The organism is Citrobacter braakii, assembly GCF_002075345.1.
In the GTDB taxonomy this organism is placed as follows: domain Bacteria; phylum Pseudomonadota; class Gammaproteobacteria; order Enterobacterales; family Enterobacteriaceae; genus Citrobacter; species Citrobacter braakii.
Genome location: NZ_NAEW01000001.1, coordinates 1 through 25363, shown reverse-complemented (window position 1 = coordinate 25363; position 25363 = coordinate 1). Strand labels below are relative to the sequence as shown.

The 25363-nt window shown below is 50.8% G+C and carries 21 protein-coding genes; 10 read left to right on the top strand and 11 right to left on the bottom strand.

What is annotated here, in order from left to right:
* Positions 1-39: 39 nt before the first annotated feature.
* The 9 genes from lpxK to BZK42_RS00065 form a co-directional block, all read right to left on the bottom strand.
* Positions 40-1017: a tetraacyldisaccharide 4'-kinase gene (gene lpxK / locus BZK42_RS00110; RefSeq protein WP_016152450.1), complete on the bottom strand. Its 978-nt coding sequence runs from the start codon at positions 1015-1017 to the stop codon at positions 40-42.
* On the bottom strand, positions 1014-2762 hold the full coding sequence (msbA, locus tag BZK42_RS00105; protein ID WP_046275669.1) for a lipid A ABC transporter ATP-binding protein/permease MsbA: 1749 nt from the start codon (positions 2760-2762) through the stop codon (positions 1014-1016). The genes lpxK and msbA overlap by 4 nt, the downstream gene beginning before the upstream one ends.
* 36 nt (positions 2763-2798) lie before the next feature.
* On the bottom strand, positions 2799-5063 hold the full coding sequence (locus tag BZK42_RS00100; protein WP_080858504.1) for a ComEC family protein: 2265 nt from the start codon (positions 5061-5063) through the stop codon (positions 2799-2801).
* Between the two features lie 206 nt (positions 5064-5269).
* Positions 5270-5554: an integration host factor subunit beta gene (ihfB, locus tag BZK42_RS00095; RefSeq protein ID WP_003035780.1), complete on the bottom strand. Its 285-nt coding sequence runs from the start codon at positions 5552-5554 to the stop codon at positions 5270-5272.
* Positions 5555-5714: 160 nt separating this feature from the next.
* Entirely contained in the window at positions 5715-7388 is a 1674-nt protein-coding gene (gene rpsA / locus BZK42_RS00090; protein ID WP_003035776.1) for a 30S ribosomal protein S1, read from the bottom strand.
* Positions 7389-7501: 113 nt separating this feature from the next.
* Positions 7502-8185, bottom strand: coding sequence for a (d)CMP kinase (gene cmk / locus BZK42_RS00085; RefSeq protein WP_016152447.1), 684 nt, complete (start codon positions 8183-8185; stop codon positions 7502-7504).
* Positions 8186-8418: 233 nt separating this feature from the next.
* The gene (gene aroA, locus BZK42_RS00075; RefSeq protein WP_046275667.1) at positions 8419-9702 is read right to left on the bottom strand and encodes a 3-phosphoshikimate 1-carboxyvinyltransferase; all 1284 of its coding nucleotides are present in this window, start codon (positions 9700-9702) and stop codon (positions 8419-8421) included.
* 68 nt (positions 9703-9770) lie between these two features.
* Positions 9771-10859, bottom strand: coding sequence for a 3-phosphoserine/phosphohydroxythreonine transaminase (serC, locus tag BZK42_RS00070; RefSeq protein ID WP_016152445.1), 1089 nt, complete (start codon positions 10857-10859; stop codon positions 9771-9773).
* Between the two features lie 212 nt (positions 10860-11071).
* The gene (locus BZK42_RS00065; protein WP_016156114.1) at positions 11072-11764 is read right to left on the bottom strand and encodes a DUF421 domain-containing protein; all 693 of its coding nucleotides are present in this window, start codon (positions 11762-11764) and stop codon (positions 11072-11074) included.
* A gap of 136 nt (positions 11765-11900) precedes the next feature.
* Here BZK42_RS00065 and ycaO point away from each other — a divergent pair, with 136 nt between their 5' ends.
* The 4 genes from ycaO to pflA all read left to right on the top strand — a co-directional run bounded on the left by ycaO (position 11901) and on the right by pflA (position 18191).
* Entirely contained in the window at positions 11901-13661 is a 1761-nt protein-coding gene (gene ycaO / locus BZK42_RS00060) for a 30S ribosomal protein S12 methylthiotransferase accessory factor YcaO (RefSeq protein ID WP_046275666.1), read from the top strand.
* Between the two features lie 404 nt (positions 13662-14065).
* Complete coding sequence (gene focA / locus BZK42_RS00055; RefSeq protein WP_003831909.1) at positions 14066-14923, top strand: formate transporter FocA; 858 nt, start codon at positions 14066-14068, stop codon at positions 14921-14923.
* A gap of 59 nt (positions 14924-14982) precedes the next feature.
* A complete protein-coding gene (pflB, locus tag BZK42_RS00050) occupies positions 14983-17265 on the top strand; it encodes a formate C-acetyltransferase (protein ID WP_016152441.1) in 2283 nt (760 codons plus the stop codon).
* A gap of 185 nt (positions 17266-17450) precedes the next feature.
* Positions 17451-18191: a pyruvate formate lyase 1-activating protein gene (gene pflA / locus BZK42_RS00045; protein ID WP_003035751.1), complete on the top strand. Its 741-nt coding sequence runs from the start codon at positions 17451-17453 to the stop codon at positions 18189-18191.
* A gap of 61 nt (positions 18192-18252) precedes the next feature.
* Here the strand turns inward: pflA and BZK42_RS00040 are convergent, their stop codons facing one another.
* Positions 18253-19101 (bottom strand): MurR/RpiR family transcriptional regulator, encoded by an 849-nt coding sequence (locus BZK42_RS00040; RefSeq protein WP_047359385.1) that lies wholly within the window; start codon positions 19099-19101, stop codon positions 18253-18255.
* A gap of 121 nt (positions 19102-19222) precedes the next feature.
* On the opposite strand from BZK42_RS00040, the gene BZK42_RS00035 reads away from it, so the two are divergent.
* From BZK42_RS00035 to BZK42_RS00015, 5 genes are read left to right on the top strand one after another with little or no spacing between them, the layout of a single operon-like run.
* Entirely contained in the window at positions 19223-19498 is a 276-nt protein-coding gene (locus BZK42_RS00035; RefSeq protein ID WP_016152439.1) for a PTS sugar transporter subunit IIB, read from the top strand.
* 16 nt (positions 19499-19514) lie between these two features.
* The gene (gene ulaA, locus BZK42_RS00030) at positions 19515-20780 is read left to right on the top strand and encodes a PTS ascorbate transporter subunit IIC (RefSeq protein ID WP_046274698.1); all 1266 of its coding nucleotides are present in this window, start codon (positions 19515-19517) and stop codon (positions 20778-20780) included.
* A gap of 12 nt (positions 20781-20792) precedes the next feature.
* Positions 20793-21590, top strand: coding sequence for a transketolase (locus BZK42_RS00025; protein ID WP_047414121.1), 798 nt, complete (start codon positions 20793-20795; stop codon positions 21588-21590).
* The gene (locus BZK42_RS00020) at positions 21590-22501 is read left to right on the top strand and encodes a transketolase family protein (RefSeq protein ID WP_080858503.1); all 912 of its coding nucleotides are present in this window, start codon (positions 21590-21592) and stop codon (positions 22499-22501) included. Before BZK42_RS00025 ends, BZK42_RS00020 begins: the two co-directional genes overlap by 1 nt.
* 53 nt (positions 22502-22554) lie before the next feature.
* The gene (locus tag BZK42_RS00015) at positions 22555-23031 is read left to right on the top strand and encodes a PTS sugar transporter subunit IIA (RefSeq protein ID WP_046274696.1); all 477 of its coding nucleotides are present in this window, start codon (positions 22555-22557) and stop codon (positions 23029-23031) included.
* 45 nt (positions 23032-23076) lie between these two features.
* Here the strand turns inward: BZK42_RS00015 and BZK42_RS00010 are convergent, their stop codons facing one another.
* Positions 23077-24225, bottom strand: a complete 1149-nt coding sequence (locus BZK42_RS00010) for an MFS transporter (RefSeq protein ID WP_046274695.1) — start codon at positions 24223-24225, stop codon at positions 23077-23079.
* 385 nt (positions 24226-24610) lie between these two features.
* Between BZK42_RS00010 and ycaC the strand changes: the two genes are divergently transcribed.
* The gene (gene ycaC, locus BZK42_RS00005) at positions 24611-25237 is read left to right on the top strand and encodes an isochorismate family cysteine hydrolase YcaC (RefSeq protein WP_016152433.1); all 627 of its coding nucleotides are present in this window, start codon (positions 24611-24613) and stop codon (positions 25235-25237) included.
* Positions 25238-25363 lie beyond the last annotated feature (126 nt).

Below are 25363 nucleotides of genomic sequence, written 5' to 3'. Positions count from 1 at the left end.
ATGGCCTCATAAATGATTCGCTGCCGCAGCGTGAATCAGTTAGCGAGTCAGCGAGATTAAGCTATCCAGCAACATATCAGGCCGATCGCCTGACAAATGAGCGTCAACAGGTAAATACCACCAGTTTTCATCGGCAAATGCACGGCACTTAACCGCATCTTTTTCCGTCATCACCAGCGTTTGCCCGGCGTCTGCAAACGCACTGACGTCACTGTAGGTCAGAGACTGATGGTCTGCCAGCGCAATACTTTTTTGCACGCTGGCACCGCATGCTTCCAGCGTGGCAAAAAAACGCGGTGGATGGCCAATGCCCGCCATGGCGACAATATTGGACAGCTGCGACACATCGCGGCGTTCACCCGTACGTAAATTAACGGCCAGCCCCGGTTCAAGTCGCATAGGGATTTCCCCTGGCTGCGCAACGCCACCGTTAACGATAGTCGCATCCACCGATTTAAGCCGGCCTGCGCGTTCCCGCATGGGACCCGCGGGAAGCCACCAGCCATTGCCAAACCGACGTTCTCCGTCAATAACCACGATTTCAACATCTCGCGCCAGACGGTAGTGCTGTAGCCCATCGTCCGTCACAATCATCTGCACATCGTGTTGGGCCAAAATGGCTTTGACCGCATCCGATCTTACCGGGGATACCGCTACGGGCACGCCGGTACGTTGGGCGATCAGCACAGGTTCATCACCCGCTTCTGCCGTAGTGGTATCTGCGGTCAGTAACAGCGGGTAAGCAGCCGCTTTCCCGCCATAACCACGCGACACCACGCCCACGCGAATCCCACGTTGACGCAGTTGTTCAACCAGCCAAATCACCACTGGTGTTTTGCCATTGCCGCCCGCGGTCAGGTTTCCGACCACCACAACCGGGACTGGTGCACGCCACGCGCGTTTAATCCCAAGCTTGTAACATAAGCGGATCCCCCCGCTCACCAGGCCATACAGCCAGGAGAGCGGGAGTAACAGTCGCCACAGCGGCGACTCACCAGACCAGATTCGAGCGATCATTGACCGAATTGCATTTTATGTAATTGTGCATACACCCCACGCTGCTCAATCAGCTCGCTATGGGTTCCACGCTCAACAATAATACCGTCTTCCACCACGATGATTTCATCCGCCTGTTCAATGGTAGAAAGGCGGTGAGCAATCACCAGGGAGGTACGGTTTTTCTGAAGCTCATCCAGAGCAGCCTGAATCGCGCGTTCAGACTCGGTATCGAGTGCCGACGTTGCTTCATCAAGGATCAGAATCGGACTGTCACGCAACAAGGCGCGGGCAATAGCGATACGCTGGCGCTGACCACCAGATAGCAGGACGCCGTTTTCGCCAATCACCGTATCCAGGCCATTGTCCATCTTATTGATGAAATCCATGGCGTAAGCCATTTTCGCCGCTTTTTCGATCTGCTCACGGCTGTACAAATCGGTACGCGCGTAGGCGATGTTGTTGGCAACCGTATCGTTAAACAGGTGCACATTCTGCGAAACCAACGCGACCTGATCGCGCAAGGATGCCAGGGTATATTCACGTAGATCGTGTCCGTCCATTAGAATCTGCCCTTCATCAATATCATAGAAGCGCGTGATCAAGCTGGCGATGGTGGATTTCCCTGAACCCGAACGGCCAACCAGGGCAACGGTTTTCCCCGCTGGAATATTCAGGTTGATGTTGCGCAGCGCAGGTACTTCACGTCCCGGATAGGTGAATGTCACGTTGCGGAACTCGAGATTGCCGGTAGCGCGTTCGATTTCGCGTGTACCTTCATCTTTTTCCTGCTCGCTATCCAGAATCGTAAATAAGGTCTGGCAGGCCGCCATACCGCGCTGGAACTGCGCGTTGACGTTGGTCAGCGATTTCAACGGACGCATCAGCGCGATCATTGAGGAGAAGACAACCGTAATTGTCCCTGCAGTCAGGTTTTCCATTACGCTTGGGAAGCTGGCTGCATACAACACGAAGGCCAGAGCCAGAGACGCAATCAGCTGGATGATAGGATCGGAGATAGAAGAGGCGGAAACCATCTTCATGCCCTGCAAACGCATCTTATTGCTGACTTTATCAAAGCGCTTAGTTTCGACTTCCTGACCACCAAAAATCAGAACTTCTTTGTGGCCTTTCAGCATCTGCTCAGCACTGGTCGTAACCTGACCCATAGTGTTTTGCATATTTTTACTGATGCTACGAAAGCGCTTGGAAACCACACGGATTGCCACTGATACAATCGGTGCCAGCACAATCAGGATCAATGACAGCTGCCAGCTGTAATAAAACATCATGATAAACAGGCCAATAATTGAGGCCCCTTCACGTACCACCGTGATCAGCGCGCCGGAGGACGATGACGCGACCTGCTCTGAATCATAGGTAATACGTGACAATAGCGTACCTGTAGACTGTTTATCAAAAAAGGAGACCGGCATGCCCATCATATGGCCAAACAGGCGGCGACGCATGGTCATGACCACTTTGCCTGATACCCATGAGATGCAATAGCTGGAGACATAGCTGGTTAAGCCACGAACTATCATCAGTCCAATGACCACCAGCGGCATCCACAGCAGCACCGAGCGATCCGTTTTACCAAAACCATCATCCAGTAATGGCTTAAGGAGCGATAACATGAAGGTATCGCTGGCCGCGTTAAGGACTAACGCTATACCCGCCACGATCAGACCCGATTTAAAAGGCGCTATGGTTGGCCATAGTCGGCGAAACGTCTGCCACGTAGAGAGATCTTTATCGTTATGCATTCAAAAAACCAGCATTTGTTAGAATAGCCGCATATTCTACCCGTTATCCTCCGACACGCCAAACCACTGATGATACCAACGAGGTAAAATCTGATCCCGCAAGCTGTTTATTCGCCAGTTTTTTTGATAAAAATCCAGCGTAATCTGCCCCTGGTGTGGTGTATCCAGCCATTGATAATTTTGTTGCCGATAACGTTGCTTCACTTTCCTGGACGGGAGACGCCAGGCATTGTAACGGGATGCGGAGGCTAGCGCGGCCTGCCCGCCGACCCGCTGAATCAGCGCCTGCGATGATGAGGTATTGCTACCATGATGTGGAACCTGTATCACCGTAGACTGCAGATGCTGCCAGTAGTGACTTAGCATTTTTTGTTCAGCGGGAGACTCAATATCTCCGGTCAGCAGAATACTCTGATGCCCGTCATCGACCTTAACCACGCAGGAGTGGTTATTTCCCAGATCTTTATTTCCACGCACGGGCCAATGCGCACTAAAGGTTAACCCTTGCCATTGCCAGCGCTCCCCGCGTAAACACGGGAGATGCCCTTCCCAACCTAATGGGCTTCTTATCCATAGCGACGGCCAGGTTTGCTGCAGCGAGCGCAACCCGCCCCGGTGATCCATATGCTCGTGGCTTAAAATAACGCCTTCTGGCTCCAGGTTGTGCCAGCGTAACCAGGGAATAATCAGCTGTTGCGCGCTATCGCCTTCAGGCCATGCCAGACCGGTATCGTAAAGAATCGCTTTCCCATTGCGCGCAATTACCATCGCCAGCCCCTGCCCGACGTCCAGCATATGCACTTGCCAGACATCAGTACGTGGCGTTCGCCAGAACGGGGCGCTCAGTAAAAGGAGCACAGTGACGCAAACTACCGGTATAGTTCGCCACGCGTTCAGCCGATATGCGATGAGCAGGAGTCCGGGTACAAATGCAAGCCATTGCCAACGTGCATCAATATTGATCCACCCTTCAGGCAGGCTCCTGAGCCCCCAAAATAATAGCGCGAGGGAGCGATCCGCTAAATACCATAGATTCGACTCAATCATCGCCAGCCCGGTTAAATGCACGATCATGCCTGCTAATATCAACGGTACGGAAATAAACGTAACCAGCGGTACAGCAAACAAATTCGCCAGAAATGAGGTCAGGCTAAAACCGTGAAACATCGCGATTTGCACAGGCAGAAGCAGGAGCATAATTCCCAATTGCAAATGAGCAAGCGCCAGAAATTGGCGTCCAACGCGCGACAGCGGCCAATCCGGCATCGGAACCCATTGATACCAGAACAGCAGCGCCGCAACGGCAAAAGCAGACAACCACAGACTTTGTGAAAGAACGGCGACAGGATCCACCACCAGAATGGCTGCCAGACAGCAGATCCACACCGACCATCCACTCCACTGCCTGCCGCTGAGTTTTAGCCCTCCCCAGACCAGTAGCGCAACAACCGTACGTAATGCCGGGGGCTGTAGCCCCGTTAACCAGGCATAGAATGTTGCGCAGACGATCCCGCCAACTAACGGAACCTGCCAGCAAATCCATCTGGTTGGCATAAAAAATTGCCCCGCGCGAATTAATCCTGCTGCCAGAAGTGCGGCAAATGCAATATGCAGCCCGGAGATAGCCATCAAATGGGCCGTACCGGTATCACGCATAATGGTTTTCACCGCTTGTGATACGGACAAGCGCTCCCCCATTCCCAGGCCCAGTATAACCTGCTGCCAGGGATAGTCGGCGAGCGCGCTTTTCAACGAGGAGAGATACCGCGAACGCAAACTGCATTGTTGTGTGATAACCGAAGCCTGCAAAAATCTTCCCGTCAGCAGCTGGTGCTGCGCCAATGCGTAACGCTGGCTATCAAACCCGCCCTCGTTCAATTGACCGTGTATAACACGAACCTTCAACGTCATCGCCCATGTCTGGCCCGCACAAACGTTGCCGGGTAGGTACTGCCCATACAGAGTAATTCCGATGGCAGGAAATACTCGCTTCCCCTGCAGATGCGTGATCTGGCCGTAGTGCGTTGTCATATTATCGGTTCCGGTTATCCGCACGATGGCCTGCTGGCTTTTTGCAGGCAGCGTATTACCGGCCCACAGCGCATCTTTCGCAGCCTGAACTCCCCAAAGAAAAAATAGCAGGGTTAATCCGGCGAAACGTACAGGGCTGTGAGAAATAAGACAGAGCAGAATTGCCAGACCAAATATAACGCCGATGCACAGCATGTCAGGTAACGCAGGTAATAGCATAAGCGGGAGAATGCCGAATAATGCACTCGTACTAACCGTTGTTATTTTCATCAGTCACCTCCCTGTAGCAGGAAGTGTGCAGTAATGTTCGACGGTTGTCTGGTGCCAATTTAGCGTTATACGGTATGCATTCCGCTAACATTTAGCGGCGCTTGTAACGTGCAAATTAACTGGGATGGAGATTCCAGGATGGGCTGGCAGAAATGAAAAAAGCACCCATGCGGGTGCTTTTCTCGGCGTTAAGTCTCGCTAAAAACTTAACCGTAAATATTGGCGCGATCGCGCAGTTCTTTACCTGGTTTAAAGTGCGGAACGTATTTTCCTTCCAGGTCCACTTTATCGCCGGTCTTCGGATTACGTCCGGTGCGCGGTGCGCGGTAATGCAAAGAGAAACTGCCGAAACCGCGGATTTCAATACGCTCGCCCTGCGCAAGAGTCGAGGCCATATGTTCCAGCATCTCTTTAACTGCATCTTCAACCGCTTTCGCGGGAATATGAGGTTGCTGGGTTGCAAGTCTTTCAATCAATTCTGACTTGGTCATGATTCCTCCGGTTCCTTAAAGGCATAATTAGCTGCTGCATTGATTAAGGGCGGCCTTAGCCGCCCTTTGTCATTGATTACAGGACGAATCCTGTAATCTGTCAAGCTACTCGTCACCCTTTGTGCTGTTAACAGCACAAAGGATTTGGGAGCACTCGATATTACTCGCCTTTAGCTGCTTTGAAAGCTTCAGCCATTGCGTTGTTAGAGAAGTTAGCATCTTCCTGTTTGTTAACAGTTGCGATTGCATCTTTCTCATCAGCTTCGTCTTTAGCACGAACAGACAGGCTGATTGCGCGGTTCTTACGATCAACGCCGGTGAATTTAGCTTCAACGTCGTCGCCTACGCTCAGAACCAGAGTTGCATCTTCAACGCGGTCGCGGGAAGCTTCAGAAGCGCGCAGGTAACCTTCAACGCCGTCAGCCAGTTCTACGGTTGCGCCTTTAGCATCAACTGCAGTGACTTTACCGTTTACGATTGCGCCTTTCTTGTTCAGTGCAACCCAGTTATTGAACGGATCTTCTGCGAGCTGTTTAACGCCCAGAGAGATACGCTCACGTTCTGCGTCAACCTGCAGAACAACAGCTGCGATTTCGTCGCCTTTTTTGTATTCACGAACTGCTTCTTCGCCTGCAACGTTCCAGGAGATGTCAGACAGGTGAACCAGGCCGTCGATGCCGCCGTCCAGGCCGATGAAGATACCGAAGTCAGTGATAGACTTGATTTTACCTTCAACACGGTCGCCCTTGTTGTGGGTTTCCGCGAACTGCTGCCATGGGTTGTTTTTGCACTGCTTCAGACCCAGGGAGATACGACGACGTTCTTCGTCGATATCCAGAACCATAACTTCCACTACATCGCCAACGTTAACAACTTTGGACGGGTGGATGTTTTTGTTGGTCCAATCCATTTCGGAAACGTGAACCAGGCCTTCAACGCCTTCTTCGATTTCAACGAAGCAGCCGTAGTCGGTCAGGTTGGTCACGCGACCAGTCAGTTTGGTACCTTCCGGATAACGCTTAGCGATAGCTACCCATGGATCTTCGCCCAGCTGTTTCAGGCCCAGAGATACACGAGTACGCTCGCGGTCGAACTTCAGCACTTTAACAGTGATTTCGTCGCCAACGTTTACGATTTCGCTCGGATGCTTAACGCGTTTCCATGCCATGTCGGTGATGTGCAGCAGGCCGTCAACGCCACCCAGATCAACGAATGCACCGTAGTCAGTGAGGTTCTTAACGATACCTTTAACTTCCATGCCTTCCTGCAGGTTTTCCAGCAGCTGATCGCGTTCTGCGCTGTTTTCGGATTCGATAACGGCACGACGGGAAACAACAACGTTGTTACGCTTCTGATCCAGCTTGATTACTTTGAATTCAAGCTCTTTGCCTTCCAGGTGCAGCGTGTCGCGGACCGGACGAACGTCTACCAGGGAACCCGGCAGGAACGCGCGAATACCATTCAGCTCAACAGTGAAGCCACCCTTGACTTTGCCATTGATAACACCAGTAACGGTTGCAGCTTCTTCGTAAGCTTTTTCCAGCGTGATCCAAGCTTCGTGACGTTTAGCTTTTTCACGGGACAGCAGGGTTTCACCGAAGCCGTCTTCTACTGCATCCAGAGCAACGTCAACTTCGTCACCAACCTGGATTTCCAACTCGCCCTGGGCGTTTTTGAACTGCTCTGCCGGAATGGCGGACTCAGATTTCAGACCAGCGTCAACCAGTACTACGTCTTTGTCGATAGCAACAACAACACCACGAACGATGGAACCCGGACGGGTTTCGATTTCTTTTAAGGATTCTTCAAACAGTTGAGCAAAAGATTCAGTCATGTTTAATCTTCAGGTTTCATATTTAACGTCCACCTGGCTCCATGCCGGATGGGGTTGTTTAACATACCCGCTGTCAATCCATTGCAACGGGGGTACTGCAAATTCGGTCGCACTTAAGCGAGTGCCAGTTTTTGGCGCGCGTATTGTAACGCTTTTTCAATCACTTGCTCAATGCTTAATCGGGTTGAATCCAAAACTAAAGCATCAGCAGCGGGAACCAGCGGCGCTACAGCACGGTTACGATCGCGGAAATCGCGTTCTTCGATCTCGGCCAAAAGGCGTTCAAAGTTAACACTAAAGCCCTTTTCCTGCAACTGTAGCATACGTCTATGCGCACGTTCTTGCGAGGAGGCGTCCAGGAAAATTTTCACTGGTGCATCCGGGAACACCACGGTCCCCATGTCTCGTCCGTCGGCAATCAGGCCGGGCGCTTCACGAAACGCGCGTTGGCGGCGTAACAGCGCTTCGCGTACGCGAGGAAACGCAGCGACCTGAGATGCGGCATTCGCTACTTCCTGGGTGCGGATTTCGCCGCTGACATCTTCACCTTCCAGAATGACTTCCAGGTTGCCGTCCGTTGAGATAAAACGCACATCCAGGTGTGAGGCAAGCGGTACCAGAGCATCTTCAGATGTGACATCAACATGGTGATGCAACGCTGCGAGCGCCAGTACGCGGTAGATCGCGCCTGAATCTAACAGATGCCATTGCAATGCTTCCGCCATTGCCTTGCACAAGGTGCCTTTTCCTGCACCACTTGGGCCATCAATGGTAATAACCGGGGCAATTGCCGTCATCTTTTTCTCCTTAAACGGGCATACGTTAACGTGAACGCCGCGCATTATACGCGCCAACGCTAATAATCGTTAACACAGAGTGTAAAAACCCGATTAGTCTGTAACGATGTGAGGAAGAATTGCGCAATTATAGCGGGCTGGCGAGAAACCAGCCCGGAAGATGACACTGATTTACTTTTTATCTGCAGCGATGCGCTCACGAATATGCGGAGCGCGATCGTCAGATGTGAGGATCAGGCAGGTGTACTAATACGCGCCAACTGTTCGAAATAATCCGGGAAGGTTTTGGCGGTACATTTAGGGTCCAGAATGGTCACCGGCGTGTCAGACAACGCCACCAGCGAGAAACACATCGCCATGCGGTGATCGTTGTAGGTCGCGATCTCCGCAAACTGTAACGTCGCCGGTGGTGTGACACGAATATAGTCTTCGCCCTCTTCAACGATCGCGCCCACTTTACGCAACTCGGTCGCCATCGCGAACAGGCGGTCGGTCTCTTTGACGCGCCAGTTATAGATGTTACGTAAAGTCGTGGTGCCTTTAGCGAACAGCGCTGCCGTGGCTATGGTCATCGCCGCATCGGGAATATGGTTCATATCCATGTCTACCGCGTTCAGCTCACCGTGAGTACAGGCAATAAAGTCATCGCCCCAGGTAATGGCCGCGCCCATTTTTTCCAGCACATCAGCGAAGCGGATATCACCCTGCATACTGTTGCGGCCAATCCCGGTGACTTTTACCGTACCGCCTTTAATGGCTCCCGCTGCGAGAAAATAGGAAGCGGAAGAAGCATCGCCTTCAACCAGATATGCACCCGGTGACTGATACTGCTGCTGACCCTGCACAACAAAGCGCTGGTAGTTCTGATTCTCAATTTCAACACCAAACGTTTTCATCAGGTTCAGTGTGATATCAATGTAAGGTTTGGATACCAGCTCGCCTTTAATGGCGATCGTCGTATCCTGCGGCGCCAGTGGCGCAGTCATCAGCAGCGCAGTCAGGAACTGGCTGGATACGCTGCCGTCTACCTCAACCTGTCCCCCGGTAAAGCCACCGCGCAGACGTAAAGGCGGATAGTTTTCCTGCTCCAGGTATTCAATGTTGGCTCCGCCCTGGCGTAACGCATCAACCAGATGGCCAATCGGGCGCTCTTTCATGCGCGGCTCGCCTGTCAACACGATGTCATTGCTGCCCAGACATAGCGCAGCGGCCAGTGGGCGCATTGCTGTTCCGGCATTGCCAAGGAACAGTTCCACTGCGCCTTCGGCATGCAGCGCACCGCCATTGCCGATAATCTCGCAACGCGTACGGTCGGCAGAAAGGGTATAGCTAATTCCTAACGCATTCAGAGCATTAAGCATATGGCGGACATCATCGCTGTCCAGCAGGTTGGTCAGGACAGTGGTGCCATTTGCTAATGCAGCCAGCAGCAAAGCGCGGTTAGAAACACTTTTGGATCCAGGCAGATTGATGGTGCCATCCACCCGCGCAATGGGTTGTAACGTCAGGGATTCCATGAAACTCGACTCTCAAAAACAGACATAAAAACCCCACAGACTGGCTGTGGGGATGAAAATACAGCAGATTAACCGCGGCGGCGCTCGAAATCGACCATGAAATCGGTCAGCGCTTTTACACCTTCTAGCGGCATTGCATTGTAGATGGACGCGCGCATACCACCGACCACACGGTGCCCTTTCAACGCGTGCAGACCCGCAGCGAAAGACTCTTCCAGGAAGAGTTTATCCAGTGCGCTGTCAGCAAGCTGGAACGGTACGTTCATGCGTGAACGGTTCGATTTTGCCACGTCGTTACGGTAGAAATCGCTGTTATCGATTACGCCGTACAGCAGTTCCGCTTTTTGCTGGTTAATTTTATCCATCGCGTTAACACCGCCCTGCTCTTTCAGCCATTTAAAGACCAGGCCAGACAGATACCAGGCAAAGGTTGGCGGCGTATTGAACATGGAGTCGTTGTCATTCAGCACGGTATAGTCGAGGATTGACGGGCATGACACATGAGCCTTACCCAGCAAATCTTCACGTACGATGACAATGGTCAGCCCGGCCGGGCCGATGTTTTTCTGCGCCCCGGCATAAATTACGCCATAACGGCTCACGTCAAGCGGTGCAGAAAGAATGGTAGAGGACAGATCCGCCGTAACCACCACATTGCTGGCAAAATTCGGCGTTTCATCGATCGCAATGCCATCAATGGTTTCATTCGGGCAATAGTGCAAATACGCCGCGTTGTCAGAAAGCTGCCATTCGCTCATTGGCTTAACAGCGCGCAGTCCGTCAACGGTGACTTTGGCGTCGATAACGTTTGGCGTACAGTATTTTTTCGCTTCTTTAATTGCGCTGGCGGCCCAATAACCGGCATCAACGTAATCCGCCGTGGTTTTGTCACCCAGAATATTTAACGGGATACCCGCAAACTGCCCGCGCCCACCGCCATGGCAGAACAACACTTTATAGTTGGAGGGGATGCTGAGAAGATCGCGAAAATCCTGCTCCGCTTCCTCTGCGACCTGGATGAATTCTTTGCCACGGTGGCTAATTTCCATCACCGACGTGCCAAGACCGTTCCAGTCGCGAAGATCCTGTTGAGCCAGTTTAAGTACTTCTGCCGGTAACATTGCCGGACCTGAACTAAAATTGAAGACCTGAGCCATTTCCCCTCACCACGTTGTGTTGTTGTCCAATCAACATCCTGTCATTGGCGATAATCCGGTGACAGACATTGGTATAAGTTATTCCTGTGGATATCGGTTTTATCATTCAGTGACACGCGCCGCAATGGGTAAAACTGGCCAGGGTAAAAATGTGTCATTGGTCACACAACAGAATCTATCGGATTGACGGGTAAAAACCGAGATTTTCGCTGTCAGGTGACCCGTTTTGCCCGACTGGCCTTCGACCATTCTGGATTTGCACAGCGTGGACATAATTGATGATCTCCGGCGTTCATTTGCACCACTTCACTACACCGTATACAGGCATAGTCCCCAGCTTCAGGTATCACTTTAAATCGCTGTGTACAGCGTTTAGGCAAAATACTGAGCCCCGGCTTTACGTCTTCATCGGCAAAGAAATAGACGCTGATTTGCCCATTAGTCTCCAGGATGGCCAGTCTCACCTGTCCCAATTGCTCCACGCCGTTCAAACGCAATTCCATAAAGAATTCGAATTCCGTCATATTGGCGCTATTGAGCTTCGACCATGCCAGCTCGCCGTCCTCAATGATCACAACGGGCTTGCCCTCCAGCAAATCCTCCATTTTCTCGCTATGCGCCATCAGCCACATAACCAGCCGATACAGCACGGCAAGCGTAATAAAGACCACCAGCACCGGCAGCATCGGGACATCATCATAAAATGCCACGTCTCCCGCCGCGGATCCCAGCGTAAGGATAATCAGCACTTCAAAAAGCGACATCTGGCGTACGCCGCGACGTCCGGTGATTTTTAAAAACAGAAAAACCAATATAAAGGTATAGAGGCTGCGCAGAGCAACTTCTCCCAGAAAATCCATGGGCACCTTATCCAGTACCATTCGGTGTAAATCGAAAGCTTTCATTATTATGCTCTAAACGTGGTTGGCTGTAGGAAAGCATAGCTAATACTTTTATTTACGTCTGAACTCCGGCGACGATAGCGCCATTCATTTAAAACCCGTATCATTGCGCGCTTTCCGTACGACAAAAGTGATTTTCATGACGCAAACATTTATCCCCGGCAAAGATGCCGCTCTGGAAGACTCCATCGCTCGCTTCCAGCAAAAATTGCTCGACCTTGGTTTTCAAATTGAAGAAGCCTCGTGGTTGAATCCCGTCCCTAACGTCTGGTCTGTACATATTCGCGACAAAGAATGCGCGCTGTGCTTCACCAACGGTAAAGGCGCGACGAAAAAAGCGGCGCTGGCTTCCGCGCTGGGCGAATATTTTGAGCGTCTGTCGACTAACTATTTCTTTGCGGATTTCTGGCTGGGTGAAACCATCGCCAACGGCCCATTCGTGCATTATCCGAACGAAAAATGGTTCCCGTTGACTGAAGAAGACGACGTACCAGAAGGTCTACTGGATGCTCGTCTGCGTGCGTTTTACGATCCAGACAACGAACTGACTGGCAGCATGCTTATCGATCTGCAATCCGGTAATGAAGAACGTGGGGTCTGCGGCCTACCGTTTACCCGTCAGTCGGATAACCAGACCGTCTATATTCCGATGAATATTATTGGCAACCTGTACGTTTCTAACGGCATGTCTGCGGGTAACACCCGAAACGAAGCGCGCGTTCAGGGCCTGTCTGAAGTCTTTGAGCGCCATGTGAAGAACCGTATTATTGCGGAAAGCATCAGCCTGCCGGAAATCCCGGCCGAAGTCATGGCGCGCTACCCGGCAGTGGTGGAGTCCATCTCCAAACTGGAAGCGGAAGGTTTCCCAATTTTCGCCTACGATGGCTCGCTGGGCGGCAAGTATCCGGTGATTTGCGTTGTCCTGTTCAACCCGGCCAATGGTACCTGCTTTGCCTCCTTCGGTGCGCACCCGGATTTCGGCGTTGCGCTGGAGCGTACCGTCACTGAACTGCTGCAGGGCCGTGGTCTGAAAGATCTTGATGTCTTCACCCCTCCGACCTTTGACGACGAAGAAGTGGCTGAACACACTAACCTTGAAACTCACTTCATCGATTCCAGCGGCCTGATCTCCTGGGATCTGTTCAAGCAGGATGCTGACTATCCGTTCGTTGACTGGAATTTCTCCGGTACCACCGAAGAAGAGTTCGCCACCCTGATGGTCATCTTCAATGCTGAAGATAAAGAAGTGTATATCGCCGACTACGAGCACCTGAGCGTTTACGCGTGCCGCATTATTGTTCCGGGAATGTCTGACATCTATCCGGCTGAAGATCTGTGGTTAGCCAACAACGCCATGGGCGCCCATCTGCGTGACACTATTCTCTCGCTCCCGGGCAGTGAATGGGATAAAGAAGACTATCTCAATCTGATCGAACAACTGGATGAGGAAGGCTTTGACGACTTCACCCGCGTACGCGAGCTGCTCGGTCTGGCAACCGGTGCGGATAACGGTTGGTACACCCTGCGCATTGGCGAGCTTAAAGTGATGCTGGCGCTGGCCGGCGGCGACCTGGAGCAGGCGCTGGTCTGGACAGAATGGACGATGGAATTCAACTCCTCTGTCTTTAGCGCTGAACGTGCCAACTACTACCGCTGTCTGCAAACGCTGCTGTTGCTATCTCAGGAAGAAGATCGTCAGCCGCTACAATATCTGAACGCGTTTGTTCGCATGTACGGTGCCGAGGCGGTTGAAGCCGCAAGTGCAGCATTAAGTGGCGAAGCGCCGTTCTACGGGCTTCAAACTGTTGATAGCGATCTGCAGGCTTTCCCGGCGCATCAGTCTCTGCTGAAAGCTTACGAAAAACTGCAGCGCGCGAAAGCAGCACATTGGTCAAAATAGTGACAATCAGCCTGCGCTGAGTAGGCTAAAGGTATTGTCTGGGCTATATTACGGGGCGCTTAATGCGCCCTGTTTTTTATTTTGGTCAAATCAAAAAATAAATGTAAAAACAAGGTTAAATATTAGTAGTTGATATTAAGAAAATTAGCTTATTAATGTGGTTTTTTATCTCAATTACTCCATTTTAATTAACCGCCCCAGAGGAGACAGAAAGAAAAAATTCAACTCACTTTATAATTTTTAAAATTTATTTTTATTTGGATAATCAACAAGTTACACCGTAATCGCATAAAAACCATGCGCCTTACGGGCCTATAAGCCAGGCGAGATATGATCTATATCAAATTCTCATCTATAATGCTTTGTTAGTATCTCGTCGCCGACTTAATAAAGAGAGAGTTAGTGTGAAAGCTGACAACCCTTTTGATCTTATTCTTCCTGCTGCAATGGCCAAAGTTGCCGAAGAAGCAGGCGTCTATAAAGCAACGAAACATCCGCTTAAGACGTTCTATCTGGCAATTACTGCCGGTGTATTCATTTCAATTGCCTTTGTTTTCTATATCACCGCCACAACCGGTACCGGCACAATGCCTTTCGGCATGGCGAAGCTAGTAGGTGGTATCTGCTTTTCCCTGGGGCTGATTCTCTGCGTTGTCTGCGGTGCAGACCTCTTCACCTCAACCGTACTGATTGTCGTAGCGAAAGCCAGTGGTCGCATCACCTGGGGCCAATTGGCTAAAAACTGGCTTAACGTTTATGTCGGCAACCTGATTGGCGCCCTGATCTTCGTGTTACTCATGTGGCTTTCTGGCGAGTATATGACCGCTAACGGCGCGTGGGGTCTCAACGTCCTGCAAACAGCCGACCACAAAGTGCACCATACTTTTGTTGAGGCGGTAAGTCTTGGCATCCTGGCGAACCTGATGGTGTGTCTGGCAGTATGGATGAGCTATTCGGGTCGCAGCCTGATGGACAAAGCGTTTATCATGGTATTACCGGTCGCAATGTTTGTTGCCAGCGGTTTTGAGCACAGTATCGCAAACATGTTTATGATCCCTATGGGTATTGTAATTCGCGATTTCGCCACCCCGGAATTCTGGACCGCTGTTGGGTCTTCTCCGGAGAATTTTTCTCACCTGACCGTGATGAATTTCATCACCGATAACCTGATTCCGGTTACGATCGGCAACATTATCGGCGGCGGTTTGTTGGTCGGGTTGACATACTGGGTCATTTATCTGCGTGGTAACGATCATCATTAATCTGATGATGCCCATTACACGCAGTAAATAAAAAATCCACTTAAGAAGGTAGGTGTTACATGTCCGAGCTTAATGAAAAGTTAGCCACAGCCTGGGAAGGTTTTACCAAAGGTGATTGGCAGAATGAAGTAAACGTCCGTGACTTCATTCAGAAAAACTACACTCCGTATGAGGGTGACGAGTCCTTCCTGGCTGGCGCAACTGATGCGACCACTGCACTGTGGGACAGCGTGATGGAAGGCGTTAAACAGGAAAACCGCACTCACGCGCCTGTTGACTTTGACACCTCCGTTGCTTCTACCATCACTTCTCACGACGCTGGCTACATCAACAAAGCGCTCGAGAAAATTGTTGGTCTGCAGACTGAAGCTCCGCTGAAACGTGCGATCATTCCGTTTGGCGGCATCAAAATGGTTGAAGGTTCCTGCAAAGCGTACAATCGCGAACTGGACCCGATGCTGAAAAAAATCTTCACCGAATACCGCAAAACCCACAACCAGGGCGTATTCGATGTTTACACCAAAGACATTCTGAACTGCCGTAAATCCGGTGTTCTGACTGGTCTGCCAGATGCCTATGGCCGTGGCCGTATCATCGGTGACTACCGTCGCGTTGCGCTGTACGGTATCGACTACCTGATGAAAGACAAATACGCTCAGTTCGTCTCTCTGCAGTCCGATCTGGAAAACGGCGTAAACCTGGAAGCCACTATCCGTCTGCGTGAAGAAATTGCTGAACAGCACCGCGCACTGGGTCAAATCAAAGAAATGGCTGCTAAATATGGCTGCGATATCTCTGGTCCGGCAACCAACGCTCAGGAAGCTATCCAGTGGACTTACTTCGGCTACCTGGCCGCGGTTAAATCTCAGAACGGCGCAGCAATGTCCTTCGGTCGCGTATCCACCTTCCTGGATGCCTACATCGAACGTGATATCAAAGCAGGCAAAATCACCGAGCAAGACGCTCAGGAAATGATTGACCACCTGGTCATGAAACTGCGTATGGTTCGTTTCCTGCGTACCCCTGAATATGATGAACTGTTCTCCGGTGACCCGATTTGGGCAACTGAATCTATCGGTGGTATGGGCGTTGATGGCCGTACTCTGGTTACCAAAAACAGCTTCCGCTTCCTGAATACCCTGTACACCATGGGTCCTTCTCCGGAGCCGAACATCACCGTTCTGTGGTCTGAAAAACTGCCTCTGAACTTCAAGAAATTCGCCGCTAAAGTGTCCATCGACACCTCTTCTCTGCAGTACGAGAACGATGACCTGATGCGTCCGGACTTCAACAACGACGACTACGCTATCGCTTGCTGCGTAAGCCCGATGGTTGTTGGTAAACAAATGCAGTTCTTCGGTGCGCGTGCAAACCTGGCGAAAACTATGCTGTACGCAATCAACGGCGGCGTTGATGAAAAACTGAAAATGCAGGTTGGTCCTAAATCTGAACCGATCAAAGGCGACGTTCTGAACTTCGACGAAGTTATGGAGCGCATGGATCACTTCATGGACTGGCTGGCTAAACAGTACGTCACTGCACTGAACGTTATCCACTACATGCACGACAAGTACAGCTACGAAGCCTCTCTGATGGCGCTGCACGACCGTGACGTTATCCGCACCATGGCGTGTGGTATCGCTGGTCTGTCCGTTGCTGCTGACTCCCTGTCTGCAATCAAATATGCGAAAGTTAAACCGATTCGTGACGAAGACGGTCTGGCTGTCGACTTCGAAATCGAAGGCGAATACCCGCAGTTTGGTAACAACGACTCTCGCGTTGATGACATGGCGGTTGACCTGGTAGAACGTTTCATGAAGAAAATTCAGAAACTGACTACTTATCGTAACGCTATCCCGACTCAGTCTGTTCTGACCATCACCTCTAACGTGGTTTATGGTAAGAAAACCGGTAACACCCCAGATGGTCGTCGTGCTGGCGCGCCGTTCGGACCGGGTGCTAACCCAATGCACGGTCGTGACCAGAAAGGTGCTGTTGCCTCTCTGACCTCCGTTGCTAAACTGCCGTTTGCTTACGCTAAAGATGGTATCTCTTACACCTTCTCTATCGTTCCGAACGCGCTGGGTAAAGACGACGAAGTTCGTAAGACCAACCTGGCTGGTCTGATGGATGGTTACTTCCACCACGAAGCGTCCATCGAAGGTGGTCAGCACCTGAACGTGAACGTCATGAACCGTGAAATGCTGCTGGATGCGATGGAACATCCGGAAAAATATCCGCAGCTGACCATCCGTGTTTCTGGCTACGCAGTACGTTTTAACTCCCTGACTAAAGAACAGCAGCAGGACGTTATTACTCGTACCTTCACTCAGACCATGTAATTGGTTTTGACTGAAATCGTACTTTAAAAAGCGTACAATAAAGGCTCCACGTAAGTGGGGCCTTTTTAATAGCCTGCTTTGTCAGCTATCTATACTTATGGATAGCAGCCAAAACAGACTCGACACAGTTAATAACTGTGCACTAACACTGGCCCCGGATGGGCCACACCTGGAGAAACACCGCAATGTCAGTTATTGGTCGCATTCACTCCTTTGAATCCTGTGGCACTGTTGATGGCCCGGGCATCCGTTTTATTACCTTCTTCCAGGGCTGCCTGATGCGCTGCCTGTATTGTCATAACCGTGACACATGGGATACGCACGGCGGCAAAGAAGTCACCGTCGACGAGTTAATGAAAGAGGTCGTGACCTACCGCCACTTTATGAACGCCTCCGGTGGCGGTGTGACAGCGTCCGGTGGCGAAGCTATCCTGCAAGCTGAATTTGTACGCGACTGGTTTCGTGCCTGTAAAAAAGAAGGTATTCATACCTGTCTGGATACCAACGGTTTTGTTCGCCGCTACGATCCGGTGATCGATGAATTGCTGGAAGTCACTGACCTGGTGATGCTCGATCTCAAACAGATGAATGATGAAATCCATCAGAATCTGGTGGGCGTATCTAACCATCGTACGCTTGAGTTCGCACGTTACCTGTCCAATAAAGACATCAAGGTGTGGATCCGCTACGTCGTTGTGCCTGGCTGGTCTGACGATGACGACTCCGCGCACCGCCTGGGCGAGTTTACCCGCGATATGGGCAACGTAGAGAAAATCGAACTGCTGCCATACCATGAGCTGGGCAAACACAAATGGGTGGCAATGGGTGAAGAGTACAAACTTGACGGTGTTAAGCCACCGAAAAAAGAGACCATGGAGCGCGTGAAAGGCATTCTTGAGCAGTATGGTCATAAAGTAATGTACTAAGGTATGACGACCACGGCGTCGCAGCGCTCTGCTTGAGTAGCGCGACGCCAACGTTCGATGCCTACGACATAAAATATTCTGAAAGTTTATTGGTCACGCTTTCAATAGAGAAAATACGTTTCTGGTGTGCTTTACGACACTGCACGTAACGCTCATCCTGCTCTTCCAGAGCACTGAGTATGCGATCCGCCACCATCATCGCACCAGCAATTTCAGCAAAACCAGACTCACCTTCCCCCTGTAATGCAACCGCCGCCTGCAAATTCCAGTCAGAAAGCCGATTTAATGGCGCAAACGATCCGCGAGTTAACGAGAGAATTTTTATGCCTTGTTCCTTCGCTAGCGTCAGCGACTGCATCATATCGGTAGAGATTTGTTCTGTATGAATAACAATAATCCCTGTTTTTTGGCTGTCCGCCAACGGAGAGATAGCCGCCGGATAAAACCGGTCGATATAACTGGCTATTTTCCCCATCTGCACCAGATTGATTTGCAGGAATAACGCCACCGGCACCGCAGTACCTACCGCATAAATTGCAATATTACTGAGCTGATTTAACCAGGTCGCAACCGCCTGCAATTCTTTGCTGTCGATGATGGCATTGCTGTCACAAACGCTTGCCAGTACCGCCGCCGTCTCCTCACTTCCTCCATCATTCGGCCGTGCAGCTCCTTGCTCCAGTGCAAGAGCCGTTCTGAAATCAGAAAACCCCTTAAAACCAAAGGCACGGCAAAAACGAGTGATACTCCCCTCACTGGTATCAATAGAATCAGCCAGCTCGGTTATCGTATGCCGCATCACAAAATCAGGATTTTCAGTGATAAAACGCCCTACCTTTTCCAGGATCGGACTCAGTTCTGAAGCCCCATTTCTTATGTTAATCAATAAATTAGTATCTATCTGACTCATTTTTCGCCTTTTTGCACAAAATGCAAATGCTGTCACATACTTTGCCCGGCTTTGCGATAATAATTTTTATCGCACCAATGATAATTAAAAATAATTATTTTTACAAACAGGAGAACGTCTAATGAAAGGTCTGATCGTCTGTCGTACCGGTATGGGCAGTTCGCTAATGCTGAAAATCAAAGCCCAAAAAGTCATCGATAAACATGGCTGGGATATCGATCTTGAACACGATGTCCTGTCAGGGCTACGAACCTGGCAAAACATCGACTTCGTGATCACCATGAGCGACCTGACCGATGAGGTAGAAGCCGCCGGGTTCAGAGCAATCGGTATCACCGATCTGATGAACAGCGAAGAAATGGAATCTGCGCTCACCAGCGTTGTTCAAAACAACTAACCTCTCCGGGGGAAATATGGATCTCCTAAAGTTCATTGTATTCGACATTTTGGGTGTAACCCCACTTTTAGTTGGCTTTATTGCGCTAATTGGTTTGCTTATCCAGCGTAAACCCATCGAAAAAGTGCTTTCAGGTACCTTTAAAACCATCGTCGGATTTCTGGTATTTGCCGGCGGAGCAGGGATTGCGGTGACATCCTTAGGTAATTTTCAGACCTTATTCAGCGATGGATTCGGTCTGAAAGGTGTGATGCCGTTAGCCGAAGCGTTAACTGGGCTGGCACAAACCAAGTTTGCCATGTGCGTTTCACTCATCATGGTCGTTGGTTTCGGCTGGAACTTGTTTTTTGCCCGCGTAACACCGTTCAAATACATCTTCCTGACGGGCCAACATAATCTGTATCTGTCTGCCCTCTTAACCGTTACGCTTAAGGCGCTTGGCTACAGCGATGTAACAACAATTATCGTCGGCTCCATACTGCTGGGGCTTGCGGCCTGTGTCTATCCAGCTATCGCTCAGCCGTGGATGCGTAAGATTACCGGTAATGATGAAATCGCGATGGGTCATTACGTTACTCTGGCCTACGCGCTATCGGGATGGATCGGTTCGAAAGTGGGCGATCCTAAGCAGTCAACAGAAAAGCTAAATCTTCCCGGATGGTTGGGGATTTTTAAAGACTACATCGTCTCCGTGTCCATCTCTGTCAGTATTTTCTATTACATCGCGGCGCTTGCCGCAGGCGAAGAAGCGGTAACGGCCGCCGCCGGTGGAATGCATTGGCTGGTTTATCCGCTATTCCAGTCACTCACATTTACCGCATCGCTTTATATCATCATCACCGGCGTTCGCTTGCTGTTGTCAGAAATAGTCCCGGCATTTCTGGGCATCTCTGAAAAGTTTATCCCGAACGCCAAACCCGCACTGGATTGCCCAGTCGTCTTTCCGTATGCCCCAACCGCCACCGTTTTAGGTTTCATCTCTTCCTTTGTGGGTGGATTGGTGGTTATGGGGGTACTCGCATTAATTGGGCAAACGGTCATTATCCCCGTCGCCATCCCCTACTTCTTCATTGGTGCTACCGCCGCCGTCTTCGGTAATGCGTCAGGAGGCTGGAAAGGGGCCATCGCCGGTAGCTTTGTCACTGGCATATTAATTGGTATTGGCCCGGCACTCATCTATCCCATCATGGAGTCGGTTGGATTGTCCGGTACTAGCTTCCCGGAGACAGATTTTGTCGCCCTCGGCTTAGTGGTTTATTACATCGGCAAAATGTTGCCCTGATAAGGAATGAACATGAATATTGACGAATTGAAATCCCATGCGCTGGCTGCTCGCCGGGATATTGTCACCATGATTTATGAATCAGGCATTGGCCATCCTGGCGGTGCATTGTCCATCATCGACATTCTGACCTGGATTTACGATCAAGAGGTGGACTTCTCCTGCGCCCCTCGCGCTCGCGTGGTCATGAGCAAAGGTCATGCGGTTGCTGCTCAGTACGCCATGCTGCATCAAAAAGGCAAAATTGAGCGCAGCGAATTTAATACTTTTCGACAAATTAACTCACGTTTACAGGGGCACCCTAGCATCAAATCTCTGCCCGAAGTCGATGCAACAACCGGCCTGCTGGGCCAGGGATTATCCATTGCCTTTGGTATGTCGGCGGCCAAAAAACAGCGGGGGGAATCACAGCGCGTTTTCGCCATCATTGGCGATGGCGAAATGCACGAAGGGCAAATCTGGGAAACGCTACAGCAGGCAGGCCATATGAAGATGGATAACCTGGTGGCGATTATTGACTACAACGGTTTTTCCTCCCACGACCCCGTTAATCAGGTGGTGAATCTGGAACCTCTGGCCGACAAAGTGCGTCTTTTCGGCTGGCACGTACTCGAACTCCATAACGGTAACGATATGCATCAGGTTGCCGACACGCTGATGCTTTCACGCCATCTGAAAGGAAAACCTGTCGCCATTATTGCGCATACCACCAAAGGCAGTGGCGTTAGCTATATGGAAAATAACGGTGACTGGCATTCAAAAACCCCAACCACCGAACAATATCAGCAGGCTATGGAGGAGTTGCAGTGATGAAAGCCCCACGTGATGAAATTGGTAACGCACTCATTGCCCTGAAAAAAAAGGGCTATCCCATTGTCGCCATTGATAGTGATTTAGCCAGCTCCACCCGCACTGACCAGTTCCAGGCCGTCTATCCAGACGCTTTCTTTGAAATGGGTATTGCGGAAGGATCGGCAATGAGCTTTGCCACTGGCCAGGCGTTGGAAGGAAATATTCCGTTCTACGTTAACTTTGCGATGTTTGTGACAGGCACCGCCTGGACTCAACTGCGCCAGGCGTGCTACGCCAAAGCTAACATTAAATTAGTTGGTAGCCACCCAGGAATGGATGATGGACCTGACGGCGCATCGCATCATGCGCTGGAAGATCTGGCCCTGACGCGCGTACTGCCGGGGCTCACAATTCTAACGCCTGCCGACGCTGAAGAAGTTGAGTCCGCATTTGAACAGGCAGTAAACATTCCCGGTCCGGTCTATATTCGCGTAGCCCGAGAACCGATGCCCGTGCGCGATAAATCTGCCGTTCCGCGAGTGACCGATATCGCCGCCGTGGAGGACTCAGGCAATGACTTCGCCATTCTCTATGAAGGGACCGTTCTGGAGCAGGCAAGCGCAGGTTATGTGCAGCTGTGCGCCCAGGGAAAACGTGGCAAGCTGATTCACGTCGCTATGCTAAAACCGTTTAACCGCCAGCGCTTTCTGCAACTGATTGCCAACTGCCCGCAGATCGCAACGATTGAAAATCACACGATCACCGGTGGGCTTGGTGGACAGGTTGCTGAAGTATTGGCGGAGGAAGGATTAACCACGAGATTAATCCGACTGGGGACACAAGATACGTTTACGGAATCAGGCAATAGCCGCCAGTTGAAAGAGAAATACGGTATTTCGGCGACCGCACTCTTTGAAGCCCTCAGATAGTTCGGGTTGGCAGACCGCAATGCGGTCTGCTGCTCTGAAATAAGGAGAACACAATGACATCTGCGCTATTTTCTGCCTGTCAGTTTCGTGAACAATGCCGATCCTGGCAGGAGGCCGTGACGCTGGCTTGCCAGCCTCTGGAAGAACTGGGCGCGATTACGTCCGCCTACGCACAGGCAATCATCCGTGAAACAGAACAACTGGGTCCGTGGTACATCTTAAGCCCTGAGTTTGCCCTGCCGCACGCTCGTCCGGAAGAAGGAGTGATAAGCAGTGAGACACATTTGTCGCTCTTGTGTCTGAAAGAGGCGGTGCCTTTTCCTGGGCATCCAGATGTGCGGTTAATTATTGTCCTGGCGGCTGCCAGCAGCACCCGACATATTGAAATGATTCAAAAACTGGTTTGCTGGCTGGATGAAGGGGAGCATTTACAACAGCTGACGAGTATGACCAGTCAGGCGCAACTTCACTGCACGCTGAAAGCATGCGAATACCTCGCAACTTCCGGCATACCCGCAATGGGAAAATGAGTCACGGTATGCAAACATTTTGCCTTGCATACCGTCTGGCGCGCTTTATACGTGAGCCACCGGAGTCGGTGTATGTCTGGCGCTACGCAACAACATCAGCAGATAAATAAACGATACGCTGGCGATCATAATGAATAACAGATTATCGGAATAATTCTGCATCAGCATTGCGGTGAATGAAGGACCAAGCAGGCTGCCAACGGTATAGCTTAATAACAATGCCTGATTCATGGCGACCAGCTGATGATGTTCAACCTTTTCACAGGCCCAGGCCATCGCCACCGGATAGAGGGTAAAACCTGCCGCACCCAACATAAACAACGCAGGCGCCATCGCCGCCTGATTCAGCATGGCAATACTTCCGACGATAACCACGAAGACCTGGACGCGTAAAACCAGCAGGCGCCCCAGCTTGTCTGCCAGGCGGCCAATCGGCCATTGCCCCAGAATACCGGCGCTAACCAGAACCGCCATCCAGAAACCAATGCTGGCGTTGCTCACCCCTTGATGGTTGAGATACAGCGGCATCAGGCCATACAAAGACCCCAGCACAATCCCGGAAATAATACAGCCGTTAACGCCCAGACGCGCCTGCCGCAGCTTCAGCATGGAGGTAATAGGAGTAGACTGCTGTTCATCACCCTGCTGATTGGCAATGCGCGTAAAGAGCAATGGCAAAACACCAGCCAGGATCGTACCCGTCACCCACGGCAGGACGTTCATCAATTCTGTTGATACTTTACTAACCAGTAGCTGGCCTAAAAACGTCCCCACGTAATAGATCATCATATAGGCGGCAAGCAAGCGTCCGCGATTACGCGAATTCCCGCTGCACATCAGCGCACTTTCCACTACCACCCAAATCATGGCGCAGCCAACACCGGCGATAAAACGCCAGGTCATCCAGCTCCAGAACCCCACCATAACCCCCAGGCCGATACAGCCCGCGGCAAAAATAAGCGAGGCAATGTAATAGCTGCGATTAAAACCAAGGTGTTTTATTAAATACCCGGTCAGCAACGTCCCTACCAGATTGCCGGTAAAGTAGGAAGAACTCACCACACCTACCTGCCAGGTTGGCAGATTTTCATGGGCGAGCCAAAGCGGGACGAGCGTGTTTAACACGGCGATCGCCAGGGTCAGCAGAAGCAGCCCGCACAGCAACAGCATGACGGGACGGGTATAGATGGACATGAATAAAAACCGTGAGGAAGTTCAAATTTCATGCGCATCATGCCACTGCCAAAAACATTGTCAATCGGCGCAATCAAAGGGCTGAAGCGCTTTCCGGACGATCGATTTGCATTACTGATTCTTAATGTGAATAGATAAAAAACACAAAAACACATCTGCTTGTTTTTATTGATCTAAAACAAAAATCTCGCGTTGCGTTCAGTCGAAAAATTTCATGGACTCCCCTTACTTTTATTTCTTACTAAACTCTATGCGGGATGCAGATCTGCATTGTCTTCAAAATAGAACAGTGAGTTCTTATTTAGGTATCTAATCCATATATCGTTCTTTCTGTAGACTTAAACTCATCAAATTTCCCCCACTGATGCTGAACAGGAGAAATATCATGACTAAACCTTACGTAAGACTTGATAAAGATAATGCGGCAGTACTGCTGGTCGACCATCAGGCTGGCCTGCTCTCTCTGGTTCGGGATATCGATCCCGATAAATTTAAAAACAACGTGCTTGCCCTCGGCGACTTAGCAAAATACTTCAAACTCCCAACCATTCTGACAACCAGTTTCGAGACAGGACCAAACGGGCCACTGGTACCGGAACTGAAAGCTCAATTTCCCGATGCGCCTTATATTGCTCGCCCCGGAAACATTAACGCGTGGGATAACGAAGATTTCGTGAAAGCAGTGAAAGCGACCGGTAAAAAACAGCTGATTATTGCCGGTGTCGTGACGGAAGTTTGCGTTGCTTTCCCTGCGCTCTCGGCTATTGAAGAAGGTTTTGATGTCTTTGTCGTAACCGATGCGTCAGGTACGTTTAATGAAATTACTCGCCATTCAGCATGGGATCGAATGTCCCAGGCCGGTGCTCAACTGATGACGTGGTTTGGTGTCGCATGTGAGTTGCATCGCGACTGGCGCAACGATATCGAAGGTCTGGCGACGCTGTTCTCTAATCACATTCCTGATTATCGCAATCTGATGACCAGCTACGACACGTTAACTAAACAGAAGTAAATAAATATCCTCCGGCATAGCCGGAGGTTTTTCGGATGCGCCTATAAGGCTCTGTTACCAGCCGCGCCCTAACAGGCGCATACGATCTGACATTTGCATCAGACTTCGTTACTTACGGCCCGTAAA

Coding starts and splice junctions, on each gene's coding strand:
- lpxK (WP_016152450.1), bottom strand. CDS start 1,017: ATGATCGCTCGAATCTGGTCTGGTGAGTCGCCGCTGTGGCGACTGTTA.
- msbA (WP_046275669.1), bottom strand. CDS start 2,762: ATGCATAACGATAAAGATCTCTCTACGTGGCAGACGTTTCGCCGACTA.
- BZK42_RS00100 (WP_080858504.1), bottom strand. CDS start 5,063: ATGAAAATAACAACGGTTAGTACGAGTGCATTATTCGGCATTCTCCCG.
- ihfB (WP_003035780.1), bottom strand. CDS start 5,554: ATGACCAAGTCAGAATTGATTGAAAGACTTGCAACCCAGCAACCTCAT.
- rpsA (WP_003035776.1), bottom strand. CDS start 7,388: ATGACTGAATCTTTTGCTCAACTGTTTGAAGAATCCTTAAAAGAAATC.
- cmk (WP_016152447.1), bottom strand. CDS start 8,185: ATGACGGCAATTGCCCCGGTTATTACCATTGATGGCCCAAGTGGTGCA.
- aroA (WP_046275667.1), bottom strand. CDS start 9,702: ATGGAATCCCTGACGTTACAACCCATTGCGCGGGTGGATGGCACCATC.
- serC (WP_016152445.1), bottom strand. CDS start 10,859: ATGGCTCAGGTCTTCAATTTTAGTTCAGGTCCGGCAATGTTACCGGCA.
- BZK42_RS00065 (WP_016156114.1), bottom strand. CDS start 11,764: ATGAAAGCTTTCGATTTACACCGAATGGTACTGGATAAGGTGCCCATG.
- ycaO (WP_046275666.1), top strand. CDS start 11,901: ATGACGCAAACATTTATCCCCGGCAAAGATGCCGCTCTGGAAGACTCC.
- pflB (WP_016152441.1), top strand. CDS start 14,983: ATGTCCGAGCTTAATGAAAAGTTAGCCACAGCCTGGGAAGGTTTTACC.
- pflA (WP_003035751.1), top strand. CDS start 17,451: ATGTCAGTTATTGGTCGCATTCACTCCTTTGAATCCTGTGGCACTGTT.
- BZK42_RS00040 (WP_047359385.1), bottom strand. CDS start 19,101: ATGAGTCAGATAGATACTAATTTATTGATTAACATAAGAAATGGGGCT.
- BZK42_RS00035 (WP_016152439.1), top strand. CDS start 19,223: ATGAAAGGTCTGATCGTCTGTCGTACCGGTATGGGCAGTTCGCTAATG.
- ulaA (WP_046274698.1), top strand. CDS start 19,515: ATGGATCTCCTAAAGTTCATTGTATTCGACATTTTGGGTGTAACCCCA.
- BZK42_RS00025 (WP_047414121.1), top strand. CDS start 20,793: ATGAATATTGACGAATTGAAATCCCATGCGCTGGCTGCTCGCCGGGAT.
- BZK42_RS00020 (WP_080858503.1), top strand. CDS start 21,590: ATGAAAGCCCCACGTGATGAAATTGGTAACGCACTCATTGCCCTGAAA.
- BZK42_RS00015 (WP_046274696.1), top strand. CDS start 22,555: ATGACATCTGCGCTATTTTCTGCCTGTCAGTTTCGTGAACAATGCCGA.
- BZK42_RS00010 (WP_046274695.1), bottom strand. CDS start 24,225: ATGTCCATCTATACCCGTCCCGTCATGCTGTTGCTGTGCGGGCTGCTT.
- ycaC (WP_016152433.1), top strand. CDS start 24,611: ATGACTAAACCTTACGTAAGACTTGATAAAGATAATGCGGCAGTACTG.